At 73.1% G+C, this 19,455-nt stretch carries 18 protein-coding genes; 7 read left to right on the forward strand and 11 right to left on the reverse strand.

Annotated features, from left to right (window positions below; all coding sequences use genetic code 11):
• Window positions 1–116 precede the first annotated feature (116 nt).
• Together J2S55_RS12275 and J2S55_RS12280 are read left to right on the forward strand one after the other, a co-directional pair.
• Window positions 117–698, forward strand: a complete 582-nt coding sequence (locus J2S55_RS12275; RefSeq protein ID WP_306859935.1) for a GlcG/HbpS family heme-binding protein — start codon at window positions 117–119, stop codon at window positions 696–698.
• Window positions 699–859: 161 nt separating this feature from the next.
• Window positions 860–1,552, forward strand: coding sequence for an ankyrin repeat domain-containing protein (locus J2S55_RS12280; RefSeq protein WP_306859937.1), 693 nt, complete (start codon window positions 860–862; stop codon window positions 1,550–1,552).
• A gap of 47 nt (window positions 1,553–1,599) precedes the next feature.
• Here the strand turns inward: J2S55_RS12280 and J2S55_RS12285 are convergent, their stop codons facing one another.
• Window positions 1,600–2,541 (reverse strand): asparaginase, encoded by a 942-nt coding sequence (locus tag J2S55_RS12285; protein ID WP_306859939.1) that lies wholly within the window; start codon window positions 2,539–2,541, stop codon window positions 1,600–1,602.
• 58 nt (window positions 2,542–2,599) lie between these two features.
• On the opposite strand from J2S55_RS12285, the gene dtd reads away from it, so the two are divergent.
• Window positions 2,600–3,025 (forward strand): D-aminoacyl-tRNA deacylase, encoded by a 426-nt coding sequence (gene dtd, locus J2S55_RS12290; RefSeq protein ID WP_306859941.1) that lies wholly within the window; start codon window positions 2,600–2,602, stop codon window positions 3,023–3,025.
• A 196-nt stretch (window positions 3,026–3,221) separates the two neighbouring features.
• Here dtd and ygfZ read toward each other — a convergent pair whose 3' ends face one another.
• From ygfZ to J2S55_RS12310, 4 genes are all read right to left on the reverse strand, one after another.
• Entirely contained in the window at window positions 3,222–4,208 is a 987-nt protein-coding gene (ygfZ, locus tag J2S55_RS12295; RefSeq protein WP_306859943.1) for a CAF17-like 4Fe-4S cluster assembly/insertion protein YgfZ, read from the reverse strand.
• Between the two features lie 20 nt (window positions 4,209–4,228).
• Complete coding sequence (locus J2S55_RS12300; protein WP_306859945.1) at window positions 4,229–4,642, reverse strand: Fur family transcriptional regulator; 414 nt, start codon at window positions 4,640–4,642, stop codon at window positions 4,229–4,231.
• Window positions 4,643–5,160: 518 nt separating this feature from the next.
• Complete coding sequence (locus tag J2S55_RS12305) at window positions 5,161–5,466, reverse strand: DUF2470 domain-containing protein (protein WP_306859947.1); 306 nt, start codon at window positions 5,464–5,466, stop codon at window positions 5,161–5,163.
• Window positions 5,467–5,483: 17 nt separating this feature from the next.
• On the reverse strand, window positions 5,484–5,990 hold the full coding sequence (locus tag J2S55_RS12310; protein WP_306859949.1) for a heme-binding beta-barrel domain-containing protein: 507 nt from the start codon (window positions 5,988–5,990) through the stop codon (window positions 5,484–5,486).
• 67 nt (window positions 5,991–6,057) lie between these two features.
• Between J2S55_RS12310 and J2S55_RS12315 the strand changes: the two genes are divergently transcribed.
• The gene (locus tag J2S55_RS12315) at window positions 6,058–6,420 is read left to right on the forward strand and encodes a DsrE family protein (RefSeq protein WP_306859951.1); all 363 of its coding nucleotides are present in this window, start codon (window positions 6,058–6,060) and stop codon (window positions 6,418–6,420) included.
• A gap of 306 nt (window positions 6,421–6,726) precedes the next feature.
• Here J2S55_RS12315 and J2S55_RS12320 read toward each other — a convergent pair whose 3' ends face one another.
• The 4 genes from J2S55_RS12320 to J2S55_RS12335 all read right to left on the reverse strand — a co-directional run bounded on the left by J2S55_RS12320 (window position 6,727) and on the right by J2S55_RS12335 (window position 14,185).
• Entirely contained in the window at window positions 6,727–7,443 is a 717-nt protein-coding gene (locus tag J2S55_RS12320) for a type 1 glutamine amidotransferase (RefSeq protein WP_306859953.1), read from the reverse strand.
• Complete coding sequence (locus J2S55_RS12325) at window positions 7,433–8,722, reverse strand: MurT ligase domain-containing protein (RefSeq protein ID WP_306859955.1); 1,290 nt, start codon at window positions 8,720–8,722, stop codon at window positions 7,433–7,435. Before J2S55_RS12325 ends, J2S55_RS12320 begins: the two co-directional genes overlap by 11 nt.
• Before the next feature lie 350 nt (window positions 8,723–9,072).
• Complete coding sequence (locus J2S55_RS12330; RefSeq protein WP_306859956.1) at window positions 9,073–12,030, reverse strand: ATP-binding protein; 2,958 nt, start codon at window positions 12,028–12,030, stop codon at window positions 9,073–9,075.
• Between the two features lie 184 nt (window positions 12,031–12,214).
• Window positions 12,215–14,185: a hypothetical protein gene (locus J2S55_RS12335; RefSeq protein ID WP_306859959.1), complete on the reverse strand. Its 1,971-nt coding sequence runs from the start codon at window positions 14,183–14,185 to the stop codon at window positions 12,215–12,217.
• 165 nt (window positions 14,186–14,350) lie between these two features.
• Between J2S55_RS12335 and J2S55_RS12340 the strand changes: the two genes are divergently transcribed.
• The 3 genes from J2S55_RS12340 to J2S55_RS12350 all read left to right on the forward strand — a co-directional run bounded on the left by J2S55_RS12340 (window position 14,351) and on the right by J2S55_RS12350 (window position 17,465).
• Entirely contained in the window at window positions 14,351–14,998 is a 648-nt protein-coding gene (locus J2S55_RS12340; RefSeq protein WP_306859961.1) for a hypothetical protein, read from the forward strand.
• A complete protein-coding gene (locus J2S55_RS12345) occupies window positions 14,995–15,654 on the forward strand; it encodes a hypothetical protein (protein WP_306859963.1) in 660 nt (219 codons plus the stop codon). Before J2S55_RS12340 ends, J2S55_RS12345 begins: the two co-directional genes overlap by 4 nt.
• Before the next feature lie 1,004 nt (window positions 15,655–16,658).
• Window positions 16,659–17,465, forward strand: coding sequence for a hypothetical protein (locus J2S55_RS12350; RefSeq protein WP_306859965.1), 807 nt, complete (start codon window positions 16,659–16,661; stop codon window positions 17,463–17,465).
• On the opposite strand, the gene J2S55_RS12355 is transcribed toward J2S55_RS12350, so the two are convergent.
• A complete protein-coding gene (locus J2S55_RS12355) occupies window positions 17,455–18,741 on the reverse strand; it encodes a hypothetical protein (RefSeq protein ID WP_306859967.1) in 1,287 nt (428 codons plus the stop codon). The genes J2S55_RS12350 and J2S55_RS12355 overlap by 11 nt on opposite strands.
• A 157-nt stretch (window positions 18,742–18,898) precedes the next feature.
• Window positions 18,899–19,450 (reverse strand): TetR/AcrR family transcriptional regulator, encoded by a 552-nt coding sequence (locus tag J2S55_RS12360; RefSeq protein ID WP_306859969.1) that lies wholly within the window; start codon window positions 19,448–19,450, stop codon window positions 18,899–18,901.
• Between the last annotated feature and the right edge of the window lie 5 nt (window positions 19,451–19,455).

The raw sequence follows: 19,455 nt of genomic DNA on the forward strand, positions 1-19,455 counted from the left end.
GGCGCCACCGCGGGGGCGGCGCATCAACCGATCGGTTGACCCCGGCCTCGACCACCCGGCGTCCGGGGGTCGACCGTGCTCCCGATGGCGTACGGCGGCGCCGGGGGCAGCCTTGGGTGTACCCGATCCACCGCACCGAACTGGAGAAGAACATGACGGCCCTGTCCGCCCGCACCCGTGTGATCGCCGGCTCCCTCGCGGGACTCGCCATCCTGACCGGCGCCACCGGCGTCGCCGCCGCCCAGACCGCCCCCACGCGGGCCACGAGCGGCCCGCAGGCCGTCGTGCAGACCGGCGTGCTGTCCGCCGACGCCTCCCTGAAGATCGCCGAGGCCGTGCGGAAGGAGGCCGCCAAGCAGGGGCAGCGCGTCACCGTCGTGATCGTCGACCGGTCCGGCGCCACCCGGCTGGTGCTGAAGGGGGACGGCGCGGGCCCGCAGACCGAGGAGTCGGCCAGGCGCAAGGCCTTCACCGCGGTCTCCTTCGGCAAGGCGACCAGCGAGCTGGCCAAGGGCGCCTCCGGTGACGGCCCGACCATCGCCGACATCCCGGGCACCCTCTTCCTCGGCGGCGGCGTCCCCGTCGCCTCCGGCGGCGCCCCCATCGCGGGCATCGGGGTCGGCGGCGCGCCCAGCGGCGACATCGACGAGGCCATCGCCCAGGCCGGTCTCAAGGCGGTCGCCGGGCAGCTCGGCTGAACGGGCCGAGTGGTGAACGGCCCGCGACGGGACCGGACGGGCCGCGCGGCGGGTGACCGGCGACCGGACCGGACACGCGGGGAGCGGCCGGCGACGGGACCGGACAGATCGCGCGGCGAGCGGCCGTCGACGGGACCGGACGGGCGGGAAAGGCCCGGCGGATGAGGCGCCGGGCGCTCCTGGCCGCCGGGCTGAGCCTGCTGGCGGCGGCGTGCGGCGGCCGCGAGATGAGAGGATCAGACATGCTCAACGCACAATTGCTGGCCGGCGCCGCACGCGGGGACGCCGCCGAGGTCCGGGACGCGCTCCAGTCCGGGGCGGACGTCGAGGCCCGCGACGGGCAGCGCCGTACGGCCCTGCTGCTCGCCTCGGCGGCCGACCACGTCGAGGTGGCCGAGGTGCTGGTCGCGGCCGGCGCCGACCCGGACGCCGCGGACCTCAAGCACGACACCCCCTGGCTGGTCACCGGCGTGACCGGCAGCGTGGCGATGCTCCGGGCCCTCCTGCCGGCCGGGCCCGACCTGACCGTGCGCAACCGCTACGGAGGCGTCTCCCTCATCCCGGCCTGCGAGCGCGGGCACGTCGACTACGTCCGCGAGGTCCTCAAGACGGGCATCAAGGTCGACCACGTCAACGACCTCGGCTGGACCGGCCTGCTGGAGGCGGTCATCCTCGGCGACGGCGGCGCCCCCTACCAGGAGATCGTCGGCCTGCTCATCGCGGCCGGCGCCGACGTCGACCTCGCCGACCGCGACGGCGTCACCCCGCTCGCGCACGCCGTCGCCAAGGGCCAGCACGAGGTCGCCGCCCTGCTCCGCGCCGCCGGGGCGCACCAGGCGCCCGAGGCGGGGTGAGGCCGGGCGGAGCGGGGTAAGGCCGGGCGGAGCGGGGTGAGGCCGGCCTAGCGCAGGCGGATCTCACCGACCGGACGGCCGCCGCCGAACAGGACACCGGCGGCGAGCTCGTCGAGACCGGGGCCCTCCAGGCCGAGGGCGCGCAGCGCCGCGACCGTGACCGGGACCCGGGCCCGCTGGCCACCGTCCTCGATCTTGACGGTCCCGGCGCGGCCGTCGGTGAAGGCGAAGGCGTCGAACGCCTCGGCGCCCGCCTTGACCATCAGCCCGGGGACCGCGCGCATCAGCTGGGCCTCCGGCCGGGTCGTGCCGGACGTCCACTCGGGGTGGTCGCGGAAGGCGTCGGCGATGCGGCGTTCGGGGGTGCCGGGCGCGGCCTGGACGAAGGCGCGGAACGCCCGGGTCACCCCCACCATCGACACGAAGAACAGCGGGGCGCCGCAGCCGTCCACCCCGGTGGCCGCGACGCGCTCGCCGGTCAGCTCCTCGACCGTGTGGCGGATGGCCTTCTGCAGCGGGTGCGCCGGGTCGAGGTAGGTCTCCAGCGGCCAGTCGTTGATCACGCAGGTGGCGAGCATCGCCGAGTGCTTGCCCGAGCAGTTCATGTAGATCCTGGCCCGGCCGCCGCCCGAGCGCAGCACCTCGTCCCGGGAGGCGACGTCCTCGGGCAGGTCCTCCGGACAGCGCAGCGCGCTCTCCTCCAGCCCCGCTCCGGAGAGGATCCTCCGGGCCCCCGCCACGTGGAACGGCTCCCCCGCGTGGCTGGCGCACGACAGCGCGAGCAGCTCCCCCTCCAGGGCGAGCCCGGCGCGCAGCATGCCCAGCCCCTGCAGCGGCTTCATCGACGAACGGGGGGAGACCAGGGCGTCCACCGCGCCGTGCACCCGCACCGGGGAGCCGTCGGCACCGACGGCGAGCATCCGCGCCCGATGTGTGGATTCCACGAACCCCGAACGGACGACCTCGACAACCAACGACTCAGCAGACACCTTTGTCTCCTTTCGCGAGGATTCTAGGGAGGTCGAGGATCACGAGATGATGGGGGGCATGCGTGCGGTTGTTCAGCGGGTGAGTTCCGCTTCGGTGACGGTGGACGGGACGACGGTCGGGGCGATCGACGAGCCCGGCCTGCTGGTGCTGGTCGGGGTGACCCACACCGACACCCCGGCGGAGGCGGCCAGGCTCGCCGCCAAGCTCTGGGGCCTGCGGATCCTGTCCGGCGAGAAGTCCTGCTCCGACATCGGCGCGCCGCTGCTCGTGGTCAGCCAGTTCACCCTGTACGGCGACGCGCGCAAGGGGCGCCGCCCCACCTGGCAGGCCGCGGCGCCCGGACCGGTCGCCGAGCCGCTGGTGGAGGCCGTCTGCGCCGAGCTACGCGCGCTGGGGGCCCACGTGGAGACCGGGGTGTTCGGCGCCGACATGAAGGTCGGCCTGACCAACGACGGCCCCATCACGCTGATCCTGGAGATCTGATCCTGGAGATCTGATCCGGTCATCGGAGAGTCCGGCGCGGCGGCCGGGCCCGGCCACATCCTCGGCGCCCTGCCGGCTATGTCCCCGGCACGCCACCGGCTACGTCCCCGGCGCGCCACCGGCTACGTCCTCGGCGCGCTGAGCGGCGGCCGCGCCGCCGTACCGTGTGCGGTGCGGCGGCGCGGCCGGCGTGGCGTCAGCGGATGCGCCGGCGCAGGGCCGGGTCGATGGTGACGTTGCGCCCGGCGTCCGGCGGCACGATGACCTCCTGGGTCGCCGCCACCCCCGCGGCCTGCAGCGTGGCGTCCACCGGGACGGTCCGCTTGACCACCGCCAGCGCGATCGGGCCGAGCTCGTGGTGCCGGGCGGAGCTGCCGACCGAGCCGACCTCCACGCCGTCGTGGACCACCGGGGCGCCGTGCTTCGGCAGCGTGTCCACGCTGCCGTCCAGGTGGAGGAAGACCAGGCGGCGCGGGGGGTGGCCGAGGTTGTGCACCCGGGCCACGGTCTCCTGCCCCTTGTAGCAGCCCTTGCTCAGGTGGAGGGCCGGACCGATCCAGCCCACCTCGTGCGGGATCGTCTTGTGGTCGGTCTCGAAGCCCAGCCGGGGGCGGTGGTCCTCGATCCGCAGCGCCTCGTAGGCCCAGAGCCCGGCGGGCTTCAGGCCGCCGAGCCGGTCGGCGAGCAGGTCGCGCGGGAGCAGCACGTCGTCCCCGACGAGGACGGCCCCCGCGGGCGGGGTCAGCCGCTCGGCGCCGGTCACCGAGACCACCGCGTAGTCGGCCGTCACGTCGGCGACCTCGACCCGGAGCATGAACCGCATCTTGTCCAGGAACGCGACGAGCCCGGCCGACGTGCCCGGCTCCACGTGCGCCCACACGGCCTCGCCGTCGTCGACGAGCGTGAGGTGGTGCTCCACCCTGCCCTGGGCGTCCAGCAACAGCGTCTGGGTGGGCACACCGGGTCTGAGGTCGTCGAGTTTCTGCGAGCTCAGGCTGTTGAGCCAGCTCAGCCGGTCGGGCCCGGAGACCCGGACGACCTCGCGGTTGCTCCGATCGACCATCGCCTCACCGGCGAGGAACGCACGCTGCTCGGCGAACGGGTCACCGTAGTGTCCGGCGACGTCGGCGTCAGGGGTCTCGGCCGCGACCGCGCCGGGGATGTCCAGCAGAGGGCTACGCATGGACCCAAGCCTACGAGCCCTCAGCGGCACTTACGGCAGCGGCCGAAGACCGTCAGGTGGTGCACGTCGACGGCGAACCCGAACTCCTGGTCGAGCTTGCCGAGGAAGTCCTGGATCAGCTCGGGACGGACCTCGTCGATCTCCCCGCATTCGTGGCAGACCAGGTGCACGTGGTCGGAGTCGGCGGCCAGGTGGTAGGTGGGGGCGCCGTGTCCCAGATGGGTGTGGGTGACCATACCGAGCTCCTCGAGCAGTTCGAGGGTCCGGTAGACGGTCGAGATGTTCACCCCGCGGGCGGTCTCCCGCACCCGGGCGCAGATCTCCTCGGGAGTGGCGTGCTCGGCGGCCTTGACCGCCTCCAGCACCAGCTGGCGCTGCGGGGTGACCCGGTAACCGCGCGCCCGCAGTTGCTCGTGCCACGACGTCTCGGTCATGCCCAGAGTCTAAAAGCATCTCGGCACGACAGGGCTCCCGATTGTGAGCGAACCTCGGAGAAGCGCTCCCACCTGCGGGATCCCGCACCGCGAATATTCATTTGCCGGACTGGAATCTGTCGCATAACGTACGGATCACGCCGAAAGGAGGTGGTCCGAACAATGGTTGATCATAGTTGGGCTAGCGAGGTGGCTGTCCGCTAGGACGCCGCGACTCCGGACTCTGTCCGGGCGTCTGGCGACGTTCGGCGAATCCATGACAATCACCGGAACCCCGGGCTGCCAGAGGGCGGGCCGTCCCGTCTCGGACGGGTCCCCCGTCTTTGGTCCATCTGGCCCTCCTGAACGATAGGAGGAGCAGGCCCGGGGTTCTTCCCTTTTTCACCGGACCTGTTCTCAAGGGCCTTTTCTCCCCGCCCGAACTCCTGTTCTCCCGGCCTTGAGCCCCCGACCCTCCGCGCCGGCTCCCTGACGCCTCCGTGCCCCCGCTTCCGGCGCCCTCCGTGCCGGGCCCGGGGTCAGTGCTCGCCGCGGGCGGGGACGCCGAGGGCGGCGCAGGCGTCCCGGTAGAGGCGGACCACTTCCCTGCGGACCTGGGCGCGCTCGGTCAGCGTGGCGCTCCACGGGACCCGCACCGCGACGTCCTGACCGCCGACCACGGCGGCGAACTCGATCGCCTCCGCGTCAACCCCTGTCGTGGTCGCGCTGGTGGCCTCGGACTGCCCGCCGAGGCCCTTGCAGATCAGCAGCGCGTCATCGCGATGATCGTCGTTCATGTGCCGCTTGATGGCGTCGACCACTTCAGGGGTAAAAGGGGAATTCATGCGCTAAATCGTAGCTATTACCCCTCAGACGCGGAGCCGGCCACCTTCTTGAGCTCGGCGGAGATATGCGACTGCAGCGGCTGCCCCATGGCCGCCATGTCGTAGGCCCACATCAGGTTGCCGTTGACCAGGCCGTAGAGGCGGTGACCGGCGGTGTATTCCTTGGCGGTGGCGGTGCGGGCCACCACGTCGGTGTGGAGCTCGACCTTGTTGAAGACCACCTCGCCGAGATAGATCTCCACGATGCCGGTCGGATGCGTCAGGCACACCTCCAGCTGGCGGTCGGGCAGCTGGCGCCAGAAGCCGGTCTCGGTGGCCAGCGGGCGGACCGTGTTGCCCGCCGCGTCGAGCAGCCAGGTGCGGCTGGTGTAGGTCAGGAAGGGCTTGCCGTTGTGACCGAAGACGATCTCCTGGCCGAAGTTGAAGCTCTCCATCGTCGGGTATCCACCCACCCCGGCACCTTCCCAGCGGCCCAGGAGGAAGGCGATCGGCTCAAGGTCGGGATGCAGTTCGGGAACGTCCATGCGTTCGAGCCTAGGCCCGGCACGGCACGGCTCGCGCCCGTGACACGGACCCGCATAGGCTTCGGGCATGGCACGATCACTGGTAATCAAGGTGACCGCCGGCGAGGACGCACCCGAGCGCTGCAACCAGGCGTTCACGGTGGCCGCGGCGGCGTTGGCGAGCGGGGTCCCCGTCTCTCTCTGGCTGACCGGCGAGTCGTCGTGGTTCGCTCTGCCCGGGCGGGCGAAGGAGTTCACGCTCCCGCACGCCGCCCAGCTCGGCGACCTGCTCGACGCGGTGCTGGCCGCGGGCCGCGTGACGCTGTGCACCCAGTGCGCGGCCCGGCGCGACATCACGGTGGACGACGTGATCGAGGGTGTGCGCATCGCGGGCGCCCCGACCTTCGTCGAGGAGGTCCTCGGCGAAGGGGTCCAGGCACTCGTCTACTGACGGGAGCCGGCCCCTGCTGACGGGAGTCGGCCCCGCTCCACCGGCGGGGCCGGGGCCACTCGGCCGCCGGCGGGGAGGCGCCCCCCTCGCGGGGCTCCGCCCCCGTACGGCCCTGTCCTCCTACGGCCCCGTCCGCCACGGCTCCGCCCCCGGCGTCCGGCCGGCTGGTGCGACGCCGGCCCCGTGAGGAGTTGAGTGCTGCCCGAAAACACCGCTTTGGGCTGGAAAGACCGTGGACCGGCCAGATGGGCGACAACACGCGCCCGCTGAGGGAGATCAGGTGGGCACCGTCCGGGGCGGCGGTTCTCAGCGGGGCAGCACCGCGGCCAGCCGCTCCTGGCGGAGCCGCTCGAACCAGGTGTCGTCGATCGGCGGGAGCTGGGCGCCGACCGCCCAGCTCAGCAGGAGGTCGGCGAGGCCGGGGTTGCGGGCGAGCGCGGGACCGTGCAGGTAGGTGCCGACGATCCTGCCGGCGTAGCAGCCCTCGGTGCCGTCGCCGTTGCCGGTGCCGACCGTCGTGCGGGCCAGCGGCCGGACGCCGGGGCCCAGCCGGGTGACGCCCATGTGGTTCTCGAAGCCGGTCAGCGTCGGGATGCCGAGGGCCGGGTCGGCCTCACCGGCCAGCTCGCCGACCGCGCGGCCGGTGCCGCGGCCGCTGGCGATGTCGATCAGCCCGATGCCGTCGACCGGCTGCCCCTCCTCGCCGCCGAACGTGGTGCCCATGATCTGGTAACCCGCGCAGACGGCCAGCAGGCAGGCGCCGCGCGCCACAGCCCGGTGCAGGCCGCCGTCCCGGCGCAGCCGCTCGGCGGCCAGGATCTGCGGCCGGTCCTCGCCGCCGCCGATCAGGTAGATGTCGCCGCCCTCCGGCACCGGGTCGGCCGAGCGCACGTGAACGGTCTCGACCGGGATGCCGCGGCGCTGGGCGCGCTGCTCCAGGACCAGGACGTTGCCCTGGTCCCCGTAGGTGCTCAACAGGTCCGGGTAGATCCAGACGAGTCGCAGGGCGCTGTCAGACTGCACGACCGAACTCCGATCGAATCTGCTGGAAGGCGGTGTAGTTGGCGATCACGTCGACCTTGCCCGGCGGCTGCGCGGCGAGTGCCTGCTCGAAGGAGTCGACCAGCTGGAAGGGCACTCCGGCCACGTCCAGCCGGAGCGCGAGGTCGAGGCGGCGCTCCCCGGCGACGTAGACCGGCCTGCCGCGCAGGACCCGGTAGTCGACGTCCCACAGCCAGGAGGTGTCACGGCCGTCGGGGCCCTGGGCGTTGACCGACAGGATCACCGGCAGCGAGCGGTCGAGCACGTCGAACGCCTCCAGCCAGCCGGCGGGGTTCTTGGCGAGCAGCAGCCGGGCGTGCCGCCCGTCGCGCTGCACGGTGGTGTAGCGGCCCGCGACGGACTTGACCTCGCGTAGGCGGGGCAGCGCCCGCTGGATCGGCAGGCCGAACGTCTCGGCGGTGGCCAGCGCGATCACCGCGTTGGCCCGGTTGGCCCGGCCGGGGAGCTGGATGTCGAGCACCCAGCGCTGCCTGCGCGGGTCGATCACCGCGTCGTCGTCGAGGATCCAGGACGGCTCGGGGCGGCGGAAGGTGCACTCGCGGCAGGCCCAGTCGTTCTCGGCCGTGCGGGAGGTGACCATGCCCGAGACGTGGCCGCCGGGCGGGGTGTATTCCATGCCCTTGCGGTCGAGCGGGCCGCCGCACTCCGGGCAGCACCAGGAGTCTTCCTTCCACGGCTGCCCGGCCGACACCCAGGTGACCCTGGTGGCCGTGGAGGCGCCCCAGGTCACCAGCGGGTCGTCGGCGTTGGCGATCACGTGGGTGTTCTTGCCGGCGAGCGCCCGGCGCCACTTCTGGGCCAGCAGCCAGATCTCACCGGCCCGGTCCATCTGGTCGCGGCTGAGGTTCATCAGGACGATCACGCCGGCCCCGGTGGTGTCGATCACCTCGGGCAGGTATTTCTCGTCGACCTCCAGGACGCCGTAGGGGGCGTCCTTGGCCGACGACAGCGCCGATACGTGCCCGGCGGGCATGTTGGCGCCGAAGGCGTTGGTGGCGACGTCGCCGAGGTCCTGCAGCGCGGAGGTGATCAGGCGGGTCGTGGTGGTCTTGCCGTTGGTCGCGCTCACCAGCGCCAGCTTGCGGTCCTGCGCGAGCTGGCGCAGCAGGTCGGGCTCCAGCGCCAGGCCGACCCGGCCGCCGATCACCGATCCGTCGCCGCGGCCGGTCGCCCTGGACAGGGTCGCGGCCGTCCGGCCGAGAGCACTCGCGAGCTGCGCCCGCAGCGGAAGCTGAGTCATGCCGTCTCCTCGCCTAGCGGCCTGTCACAGGACGGCTCGGCAAGCCGGGCCTGGTCCGCCGAATCGCTCATGCCGCAGATCCTAGCCGTGGTTGGGCGCTGTCCCCGTCCGGCGGCGCCCCGCGCCGGTCCGTGAAGGGCACGGTCCGGACGCGGGCGGCCGAGGGCCCGGGCACGGATGTCCGAGGACCCGGGCACGGGCGCCCAGAGGTCCGGGCGCGCTCCCCGCAGCCCCCGGCGCCGGGCACGGGCCCGCGCCACCAGGGCCGCGGGCCGGCCCGCTCCTGGGAAGGCCGTTGGCGCGGCCTCGGGGACAATCACCACGGATCGCTTCATACAGTGATGATTACACTACTCGCTGAAAGCGAGTTCGGCGGTCTCCGGTGACGCCGCGTCGAACGGCAGCACGAAGCGGTGCGGCCAGGACAGCACGCTCTCCAGCCAGCCCGCCCCCATCGTCTGGGCCACGTGCCGCAGCCGCTCGGCCGGGTCGACGCCGATCGTCACCGTGAGGATGTCCCGCTCCACGCCCTCGTGCCCGTCGTCGCCGAGGATCACCCGCCAGGCCAGTGCCCGGTTGCGGTCCACCTCCATGGAGAGCGGGTGGTGACGCAGCGCCTTGGCCCGGTGGCCGAGCAGTTCGGCGCCGTTCGCGGGGCGGCTGAACAGCGGGTATTCCATGACCGGCGCGGCGCCGCGCGGGTTGGGCGCGGGCTGCCCGTGGGGGAACAGCCGGTCCACCTCGTGCAGCCAGCGGACCTGCGGGATGACCCAGGCGGGGCCGGGCCGCTCGCCGACCTCCCGGTCGGGCCCCAGCAGCCGGGTCGCCGCCGTGGCCACCTGCTCGGTCAGCTTCACCGGGTCGCTGACGGTCCGCAGCGACCACGCCCGGCGGCCCACGCTGCGCTCCACCGCCGTGGCGAGCAGGCATTCCCGCCGCCGCAGCGGGAGCTCGGCCCACAGGTCGGCCAGCGCCCGGGGGACCCCCGGGACCGGCCGGTCGGTGCAGAAGGCCAGCACCAGGGTGTCGGTCCAGATCCGCAGCCAGGCCCACTCGGGCGCGTCGGCGAGCAGGTCGGCCTCGCGGAGCTCGACGAGCGTGCACGCCCGGCCGGTCCTGCACTCCTGGCCGCACGCCGCCGAACGGCGGCCGCAGATCGGCGGCATGTGGCCGGGGACCAGCCGCTCGCGGTCCTCCCCCAGCGGCACCTGGACCCGCAGCGGCCGGTCCATCCCGTCGGCGAAGACCGCCGCGACGCCCGGCTGCAACGAGACGACCTGCCGCGACTGCTCCTCGCTCAGGTTCATCGCGGCCCCCACGAGCTGCCGGTCGTCCTCGGCCGGGAGCCGGTGCACGACCTTCAGCGCCGTGTTCTTCACGACGTCGGAGACCAGCTTGGTGGGGATCTGCTCGGCCACCACGATGCCCTCGCCGTACGCGCGGATCTCGGCGAGCATGCCCGCCAGGAGCTCGACCGCGTGCGTGCTGGCCCGCCCGGCGCCGCGGTCGCGGAGCAGCCGGTGCGCCTCCTCGATCACGATGACGTGCCGGAGCCCGCTGCTCCGCTCCTTCCTGGCCCGCATCCGCAGGTGCTCGACGATCCGGATGATCAGCGTGCCCATCAGGAACGCCTTGTCCTCGTCGTTGGCCACGTCCTCGATCGCGAACACCACGTTGCGCTGGAGCAGGTCGCCGATGTCGGCCGGGTGGCCGCCCTCGAAGAACCGGCCCGCCGAGCCGACCCGCAGCGACCGCAGCCGCAGCGAGATGAAGCCCTCGACGTCGGCCTGGACCTCCTTGCCGTAGCCGATCTCCTTGATCACGTCCATCGCGTGCTGCTGTAACTGCTCAAGCGTCGGTACGGCGGGCCGCACGGCGGCGCCGGGAGCCGCCCAGCCGGTGACCACGTCCCAGCCGTTGGCCTCGTAGACCCGCTGCAGGGCGAGCGACATGATCTGCGGGAACGGCTCCTCGGCGTCGAAGGCCGCCATGAACAGCGCCCGGACCATGTCGATGTGGGCCTGGACCGGATAGCCGGGCTCCGGGGCGAGCGGGTTGACGCTGAACGGCACGCTGTCCGGGGCCGACGGGTTGATCACGGTCACCGGGGCGAGGTGCTCGACCCTGCCGCCCATCGCGGCGTACTCGGACTTGGCCGGCTCGATCGCCAGCCACGGGATGCCGGCCCCGGTGAGCTGCTCCAGCAGGTGCCTGACGGTCTGGGACTTGCCCGAGCCGGTGGCGCCGGTGATGAACGCGTGCCGGTTCAGGGTCGCCAGCGGGACCCGGAACGGGCCGACCCCCCTGTCCTGCCCGTCCAGGATCGACCCGAGGTCGATGGTTCTGGCGCCCGGCGTGACGTCCGCCTCGCTGGTCACGTCGAAGAAGCCCGAGTCGAGCACCCGGACCCCGGGCACCTCCCGGCGGGGCAGCCCGGCGAGCGCGGCCAGCGCCCCGGCGGTGGCCGCGAACGGGGCCGCGGTGCCGTCGGTGGGGTCCTGCAGGGTCACCGACAGCGCCTCGGCGAAGCCGTACACCGGACCGGCCAGCGCGCTGCGCAGGCGGTAGGGGTGGTGGCTCATCTCGGCCGAGCCGACCAGCACGGGGGCGATCTGGCGCAGCTCCTCGGGCCCGGCGGCGCCGGCCAGCACCCGCACGCTCCAGAGCCCGGCCTCGCGGAAGGCGTCCAGCTCCTGCATGCGCCGCTCGGCCCGCTCGGCGTCGTAGCGCGAGCGCTCGGAGGCGTCGCCGTACTGTCTCAGCACGTTGAGCTGGGTCCGCAGATGCGCCACCTCGGCGTCCAGCAGGTCGGTCTGCTCGGCCACCACCAGCCAGGCGAACGGCCGGGACATGAGCGTGACCAGCGTGGACTCGAAGAGCGTGGGCCGCCTGAGCTCGTCGGCGTCCGGCTCGCGGCGGCCCCCGAGCGGCGGGGCCTGCCGGCCCGGACAGGCGGTCCAGGCCAGGTCGGACAGGTCGCGGAGCCACTCGTCGCCGATCCGCACGCCCCGGGCGCCACTGGGGAACAGCAGCGGCTCCGGGCCGGCGGGGAACGGCCCGCTCTCGGCGGCGGCCCGGCGCGGCGGGCGCGGCGGCGTCAGCGGCCCGGCGTTGGTGATGAGCTCCAGCGGGGCGCCGGAGCCCCGGGAGAGCCAGCCGGCCACGAACGGCCGGCCGCGCTGGGCTGCGGAGAGCACCGCGGGCAGGACGGTGACGAAGTCCCATTCCGCCGACGACGTGCGCGTGGGCGCAGCGATCGCCTGGATCCGGTACCAGGGACCGGTCAGACCGGCCGGAGGACGGGACACGCTTGGCTGCATTTGGTCTCCACCCAGGGGACCCGGCCCGAGGCCGGGGGGTTGACGCTTCACGGACCGCCCCGCCGTACCGGCCGGCGGGGCTCCGGGGGCAGGTCACCCCAACAACCAAGGTCGAACCTTCCGAGGGGATCGCACCCCCGCATTGGCGATGCCATTACCACAAAGAGACGCTTCATTGGCGTCTGCGCCAGTCGAGCCGGGGTGGCGGCGGGCCCAGGTTCGGCGGGGCGTCCTCGAACAGGCTCGGTTCGCGCGGCTCCGGCTGCTCCCGCTGCTCGCGCGGCTCCCGCGGCCCGGCGCCGTCCAGGACGGCCTCCTTGATCTCGTCGAACTCCCCCAGCGTCGTCTTCGGGAAGGTCAGTATCGCGGGGTTGGCGTCGGCGAGGCGGACCCGCCGTCCGTGGGCGGTGGCGTCGGTGACGATCACCGAGGTGGTGGGGAGCTGCTGGAGCTGGTGGGGCTCGACGAGGAACTCGCGGGAGCGGTGCAGCACCCGCTCGGTCTCCCCCATCGCCTTGGTCGCGCGGCGGCCCCACTCGGTGGACTCGGTGATGTCCTCCTTGAGGTCCGCACGGCTCACCTCCCGCCCGTCCTCGCCCTCCTCCGCCTGGCCGACGGTGGAGACGTAACCGCCGTCCATCCCGGCGCCGTCGGCGCTGATCGTCTCGGTGAGCTGGGCCAGCTCCAGCCGGTGCTCGGTGCCGACGTGCTCGCTGGCGATCCGGGCGTCCTCGGCGTTGCCCAGCCGCATGAACGTCACCGCCGCGTGCCCCCGGCCGAGCCGTTCCCGCACGGTCGGGGTGAGCGAGCGGTAGGTAAGCACCAGACCGGTCCGGGAGGTCTCGCAGGCGTCCATCAGCCGGTCGAGCACGTCACCGCGGAGCTTGTCCGCGCCCGCGACGATGATCGTGTGATACCAGGGCCGCTCGGAGGCGGGCGACTGGCGTAGGATGTGGGTGAGGGCGGTGGCCACGTAGGTCCCGAGGACCCGGTTGCCGAACACGCCCGCCTGCCGGTCCATCGACACCACCCGCAGGCGCGCCGGCGGCAGCCGTACCGCCTCCGAGCCGAGGGTCTCCAGCTTGCGCAGCTGGGACTCCAGCGCCCAGGCCCGCTCGATCACCACCCGGTCGCTGACGCCCCGGCCGAACAGCGTGCCGATGCGCTCCAGCTGGCCGGCGGTGATCAGGCCGAACCTGAGGTCGTCGCGCGGGTCGCCGACCTGGGCCAGGGCCCGGAGGGCGGCGGTGACCTGGTTGATCGTGGCGTTCTCGCCGAGGACCTCCAGGACCCGCTCCAGGATCGCGTTGTCGAACGACAGGTCCCGGGTGGTGCGGTGCTCCTCGCTGACGCTCACCACGTGGGCGAGCACGTCGGCGAACGCCTCCGGGGGCAGCGTCGCGCCCAGGTCGAGCCTGGGGAGGTCCACCGGGAGCACCCAGACCAGCGGGTCGTCCCCGCCCCTGCGCGCCAGCTCGACCAGGTCCTTGGCGATCGCGCCCTCGGACAGGTCGAGCACGGTCAGGTGGCCACCGCTGTAGAGCCGGGTCGCGCCGAGCAGGGTGATCAGCGCCGACCAGCCGGGCAGCGTGCCCCCGGCGACGTCGATCCGGTCGATCTCGTCCGGCACGGCCACCGCGTACCAGGTGAGCTGGCGGTCGTGGCGCTCCTTCTTCTCGGCCCACTCCCGGTAGCGGACGGCGTGCTCCTCCTGGGCGTGGAAGAGATCCCTGTCGCGCTCCTCCCGCTGCCGGGCGCCGACCGCCTGGCGCTCCCGGATCCGGTGGCGGACCGCCCTGTCGCCCTGGTGGATCGCGTATGTGCAGAAGACCGCCACCCCGCCGGCGGCGATCAGCCCCACGGCGGCGAACGACCAGTTCAGCAGCTCGGTGACACCAAGCAGAAGGATCAGTACGGCGAGCCCCGCCACGAACACCCTGAAGATCTTCACCGGCCGGTTGAGCAGGTCCTCGTTGAGCCGTTCCCGGCGCACCCACTCGGGGTCGACCGGGTCGGCGGGGTCCTCGACGGGAGAGGGGCGTTTCGGGGCCGGGCCCGGATCAGGGTGCAGCAGGGCATACTGCCAGCCCAGGTAGATCCGGTCCGCCTGGAGCTGCGCATGCTCGGGATGCACGTCCGCCACGGAACCTCCGCCATAGGGCTCTCGCCGCCTCGGTGACAGCGTAAGAGTTAGACCTCCTATTCGGGCAGCGTTCCCGTCAATCCGCTGCATTTTCCCCATGTTTAGTGCCACTTATGGGGTGTATGAGTCGGTTGGGGTGGAGGTCAGCGATTACCATCCTTTGTCATGACGTCTCCCCCCGGTGGCGAAACCAGCCGACGACGCCCGATCGCAGTGCCGGCCGCCGCCCTGGTCATAGCCACCGGCCTGGGGATCACCGCGGCGCTCGGCGGGTTCGGCGAAGCCCCCGACGAACCCCCCAAACAGCTCGGCCCAGGCTCCAGCCTTGACCAGGGCGAGTTCATGACCAAGTTCGTGGAGTACAGGTCGCTGTTCCAGCGCGACCCGTTCGGCGGCCATGGCAAGCGCTTCGTCGAGATCGAGCTTGAGATCACGAACAAGAGCGACGAGACCACCGGCGTGGGAGCGCCCCGCAACGGGAAATCACCGGGTTTCTTCTTCGCCGAGTCCCTGCTGAAGATGACTCCGGAGATCAAGAGTGAGAACGGGCCGCTCATCACCATTCCGGACGAGGGCGTGCCGAGCAGGCAGTTGCACCCGGGGATGACCTCCACCGTCGTGGTCAGATACGAGCTGCCGGACGGGGACCGCCCGCCCAGGAAGATCCAGCTCGACGTCGGCACCTTCGAGCTGACGGAGGGGTTCATGCTCGGCTCCGCCTGGAGCCTGGTCAAGGACGGCGACGACCCGGACTCCCCGCCCGAGGTGGCGGCGCAGGTCACCCTCCCCGTCAAGCAAGGAGGGACCCTGTGACGAGCACCGAGACCCCGGCCCGGCCCGAGCAGGCCGCCGGTCGCCGGGCCCCCGCCCCGCCGAGCCGGTGGCGCCGGGCGGGCGTCCTGAGCATCGGCGTGGCGCTGGCGGCGGCGGCGGTCGGCCTGCAGACGCTCGGCCTGGACCGGGATGCCCGCACGGCCCACCTGACCTGGACCGGAGGCGTCGGCGAGGAGGTCTCCGCCTCCCGCTTCTCCGCACGGGTCAAGGCCGTGCACGCCGCCAAGGCCATCGAGGCGACGGGTCTGAGCGGCGCGGTGGAACGGGCCACCACCTCCGGGATCTTCCTGATCGCCGAGGTGGGGGCGACGGCCAACCGGGAACCGCAGAAGTTCGCCACCCCGACGCTGCTGGTCGAGGACGGCAAGCGCTACGCGGCCACCGACAAGGTCGACGCCTCCAAGACCATCACCAACCCCTTCATCCAGGTGGGCTGGTGGGCCGAGAGCGTGGCGATCTTCGAGGTCCCGGTGGCCGCCCTGCCGGGATCCCGGCTCGTGCTCGCCCCGAAGAACGGGTTCATCGGAGAGGCGCTCCTGCCCGAGGTGGAGATCGACCTGGGCCTCGACGAGTCCGCCGCACAGCGCCTGATCTCGAACGCGAAGGACGTCTACCAGTTGGCGAGCAAGAAGTGACGGGCACGCCGCACTCGGAGAACGAGGGCAGCCCCGACTGGTTCACCCCTCAGGAGAAGCGGTCCCCCGGAGAGCACCGGCCCCCCTCGGAGACCGGCCTCCCCCCAGAGCTCCGCTCACCCCAGAAGACCCGGTCACCCCTGGAAGAGGGTTTCCCCCCGGAGACCTGGTCACCTCTGGAGACGGGTTTCCCCCCGGAGACCCGGTCACCCCTCGAAGGTGGTTTCCCCCCGGAGACCCGACCGCTGGGGGACGACCGCCCCGCCACCCCCTCACGGGAGTCCCACCAGGATGCCTCCTGGTCCAGCGGTGCCTGGCCCACGCCTCCGGCCCCCGGCGCCCAGGCCGCACCGCAGACATCCCCTGGCCCCGGCGCCCACCCAGGCACGCCCACGCCCGGGACCCACCCCATGGCCCCACCCCCTGGCCCCGGCGCGTCCGCGCCCGCGTCCGCCGCCGGCGCCCACGCCGCCCCGCAGACGTCCCCTGGCCCCGGCGCCCACGCTGCGCCACAGCCATACCCCACGCCCGCCGGCCACCCCGGCGCGCCTGCATCCGGGGCCCACGCCACGGCCCCACACCACGGTGCCCACGCCGCCCCGCAGGCACCGCCTCCTGGCCCCGGCGGTCACCCCGGCTCGCCCACACCCGAAACCCACCCCGTGGCCCCACCCGCCGGGGCCCACGCCACGCCGCAGGCGCCCCCTGGCCCCGGTGCGCCCGTCCCCGGCGGCCATGCCGTACCGCCGCTCGCGCCGGAGATGCGCCCTCTGCCCGGCTCGAGCCCTGGCGGCCATACCCCACCGCCCAGCCCCGGGGGCCGCCCCCCGGGTCCCGGCCGCCGCGAGCCCGGCGGTCCCCCGAACCCGTCTGGGCGTCCGGAGGCTCCCCGGGGCCGTTCCGGCGGGACCCCGCTCCCAGGGCTTCCGATTGACGCCAACTGGACGCCCGGCCCCCGGCGGGCCTTCTCCGACGAGCAGGTCTGGCCACCCGTACCGAGGCCCGTGAGCGAGCCCTCGGACCCCTCGACCCAGCCGTTCCCCGCCGTCCCGAGCACCCCGCTGCCCAGGCCCGCTCCCCCGGCCGCGCCCGGAGCCGGGGCGACCGTACCGGGAGCCGCACCCGTTCCCGCGGCCGGGGCGACCGTCCCCGGACCCACAGCCGGGACCGGGACCGGAGCCGCGGCCGGGACTCCGGCCGTGCCGGAGGAGGCCGCCCCGGCCGCCGACCCCGTCCCGCCGCGACGCCGTACGGCGCTGCGGATCGGCGGCGCGGTGCTCGCCGTGGCGCTGGGCATGGGGATCCCCACCTGGAACGGGTACGTCTTCTACCGGAGCGGCAATCCCGCCTACCAGATCCACACCGTGGCCGCCGGAGGCACCGGGACGCTCATGAACGTGGCCTGGAAGGTCAAGGTGGAGCAGGCCGACAACCTTCCGGGCGCGCGTCCGATCAAGGCCGACCAGCGGTGGCTGAAGATCACGGTGACCAGGACGTCGCTGAACACCGAGGGCGTGATCCGGCGGGGCGACCCCACGGTGAAGGTCAAGCACCCCGACGGCCGCGCGTGGCAGACCGAGACCGTCGGCAACACCCTGCCCGTGGAGGTCAAGGACCACAAGATCGGCACCGGCTACGACTACAACCTGGTCAGCCTGGTGCCCCAGAGCGTGGCCGGCAAGGTCGAGGTCGAGGTCCTGCCGAGCACGATCCGGGTGCCGCTGGAGGAGGAGTCCGTGGAGGACATGTTCAAGCGGGTGGGGACGGAGAAGAACGACCCGCAGGACCAGGTGCTGCTGTTCAGGCGGTGAGCGTCTCCCCCGCCTCGCGGCTGCGGGTGGCGGCGATGTCGAACGTGGCCGCCAGCAGGCAGGTCGTCAGCACCGCCACGACCAGGTCCTCGACGAAGTCGAGGGGCGGGCCGGTGATCAGCCAGAGGTAGGGCTCCTCGCTGCCGATCAGCGTCCGCAGCCCGCGGTGGGCGTAGTCGCCTCCCACCCGGAGCGCGACGTAGCACAGGCAGAACATGCCGAACAGCGCGGCGCCACCGCGGGCGGCGAGCCGGAAGGCGTTCGCGGGCGGGACCCAGCGCTCCTGGAACCCGGTCGTGGCCCGGGTCATGGTGTTGCGGGTCAGGGTGTGCGTCTGTTCCATCCGGTCGGCCACGGCGTCCAGCCGGGTCCCCCGCACGACCGCCCGGGTGTCCTCGGCGAAGGCGCCGTAGACCAGCGAGGCGACCGTGAGCCAGGTCAGTGGCACGATCAGCCCGTCCACGATGTGCGGCCAGACCTCGCCGACCCCGTCCCAGAACGCCTTCCACCACGGAATGCTCTTCTCGGCGTCCTCGATCCAGCCGCTGACCGCGGCTATGACGGAGCGGTGCGACAGCCAGTCGGCCCGCGCGCCGGTGAAGGTGAACATCGCGTTGATGCTGTAGAAGGCGAAAGCCAGCTCGAAGAACGTGGTGAGGAGGCCGCTGCCCTTGACCTTGTCGTTGGCGTGCCACCAGCCGAACAGCGTCTTGAGCAGGTACGCCACCACGGCGATGGCGATGGACAGCCGCACGTCCAGCCCGATGAGGGCGGTGCCCCCCTGGCCCTGGACCCCGGCGAAGGCTCCCTTGAGGTCCTGGTCGGCCTGGTTCACCAGGTCGAGCGTGGCGAACTCGCGCGCGTCCTCCCCCTGGAAGTTCCAGGCCATGTAGATCGTGGCGAAGACGAGCGTGGCCCGGTTGAGCGCGCCGAACATGCTCTCGTCGGCCTCGCCGCCCTCCCGCCGCGCCCGGATCTCCCGGAGCGCGCCGCGCACCGCGTGCAGCATGCCGACCATGACCACGAGCTCGTTCAGCACGATCAGTGTGAAGATCAGCATCGTGATGGCGAACCGCAGTTGCTGGTAGTCGCCGTGGGCGACCTCGGTCCCCGTCCACAGCAGGGCGGCGCGGACCGCCCGCCCCGCCGAGAACCAGATCACCAGTGAGAGCGCGCAGGCGCCGAGGATCCTGAGCGTGTGCAGGGGCAGGGAGTACGCCGTGAGCGTGGCCTGCGCCCGGCCGGCGGCTCGCGGCGGGGATGACGGCGTGGGCATAACAGACGTTCCGGACACTCGATGAATCGTAGCGACCCGCCGTGACCGGCCACAGCGAAACGCCCGCCCGATCCGCCCGACCGGACCCGGCGGAGCGGACGGCCCGGCCGGCGCCGAGCACGCCAGGTCCCGGTCAGGTCCCGGCCCCGGCCCCGGTTCAGCGGATCAGGCTCCACGTCAGTCCGGCGATCTCCTCGGCGGGGCGGGGCGGGTGCTCCTCCAGCCAGCCGGTGAGGACCCCGATGAGCGCGCCCGCCAGGTAGTGGGCGTGGATCTCCGGCGGCACGTCGCCGTGGCCCGGCGGGCGGGAGCCCGCCGCGAACGGACCGCGCAGCTCCGCGACCAGCGCCTCGCGCAGGCGGGCGCAGAAGCGGGCGCTGCCGTACGGCCCGAGCATCCGCCGGTAGAGCGGGGCCCGGAGACCGACATGCTCGAACAGCGCCACCAGTGACGCCGGGACCGGCCCGGCCTCCCCGTAGGGACAGCGCGCGGCCTCGGCGGCCAGCTCGCCGACGGCCGCCTCCATGGCGTCCAGCACGAGATCGTCGCGGTCGCGGTAGTGGACGTAGACGGTGGCCCGGTTGACCTCGGCCCGCTGGGCGATCTCGGCGACCGTGACCGAATCGGGGTCGCGCTCGGCGGAGAGCTCCAGGACCGCGGCGCGCAGGCGGGCGCGGGTCCGGCGGACCCGCGGGTCATCTTCAGTCATGCGGC

Origin of the sequence: Streptosporangium brasiliense, assembly GCF_030811595.1 — a bacterium.
In the GTDB taxonomy this organism is placed as follows: domain Bacteria; phylum Actinomycetota; class Actinomycetes; order Streptosporangiales; family Streptosporangiaceae; genus Streptosporangium; species Streptosporangium brasiliense.

What these genes read in the sequence shown, in the direction of transcription:
- J2S55_RS12280 (WP_306859937.1), top strand. Translation starts at nt 860, where the DNA reads ATGAGGCGCCGGGCGCTCCTGGCCGCCGGGCTGAGCCTGCTGGCGGCG.
- dtd (WP_306859941.1), top strand. Translation starts at nt 2,600, where the DNA reads ATGCGTGCGGTTGTTCAGCGGGTGAGTTCCGCTTCGGTGACGGTGGAC.
- ygfZ (WP_306859943.1), bottom strand. Translation starts at nt 4,208, where the DNA reads ATGCGTAGCCCTCTGCTGGACATCCCCGGCGCGGTCGCGGCCGAGACC.
- J2S55_RS12300 (WP_306859945.1), bottom strand. Translation starts at nt 4,642, where the DNA reads ATGACCGAGACGTCGTGGCACGAGCAACTGCGGGCGCGCGGTTACCGG.
- J2S55_RS12305 (WP_306859947.1), bottom strand. Translation starts at nt 5,466, where the DNA reads ATGAATTCCCCTTTTACCCCTGAAGTGGTCGACGCCATCAAGCGGCAC.
- J2S55_RS12310 (WP_306859949.1), bottom strand. Translation starts at nt 5,990, where the DNA reads ATGGACGTTCCCGAACTGCATCCCGACCTTGAGCCGATCGCCTTCCTC.
- J2S55_RS12315 (WP_306859951.1), top strand. Translation starts at nt 6,058, where the DNA reads ATGGCACGATCACTGGTAATCAAGGTGACCGCCGGCGAGGACGCACCC.
- J2S55_RS12325 (WP_306859955.1), bottom strand. Translation starts at nt 8,722, where the DNA reads ATGACTCAGCTTCCGCTGCGGGCGCAGCTCGCGAGTGCTCTCGGCCGG.
- J2S55_RS12340 (WP_306859961.1), top strand. Translation starts at nt 14,351, where the DNA reads ATGACGTCTCCCCCCGGTGGCGAAACCAGCCGACGACGCCCGATCGCA.
- J2S55_RS12355 (WP_306859967.1), bottom strand. Translation starts at nt 18,741, where the DNA reads ATGCCCACGCCGTCATCCCCGCCGCGAGCCGCCGGCCGGGCGCAGGCC.
- J2S55_RS12360 (WP_306859969.1), bottom strand. Translation starts at nt 19,450, where the DNA reads ATGACTGAAGATGACCCGCGGGTCCGCCGGACCCGCGCCCGCCTGCGC.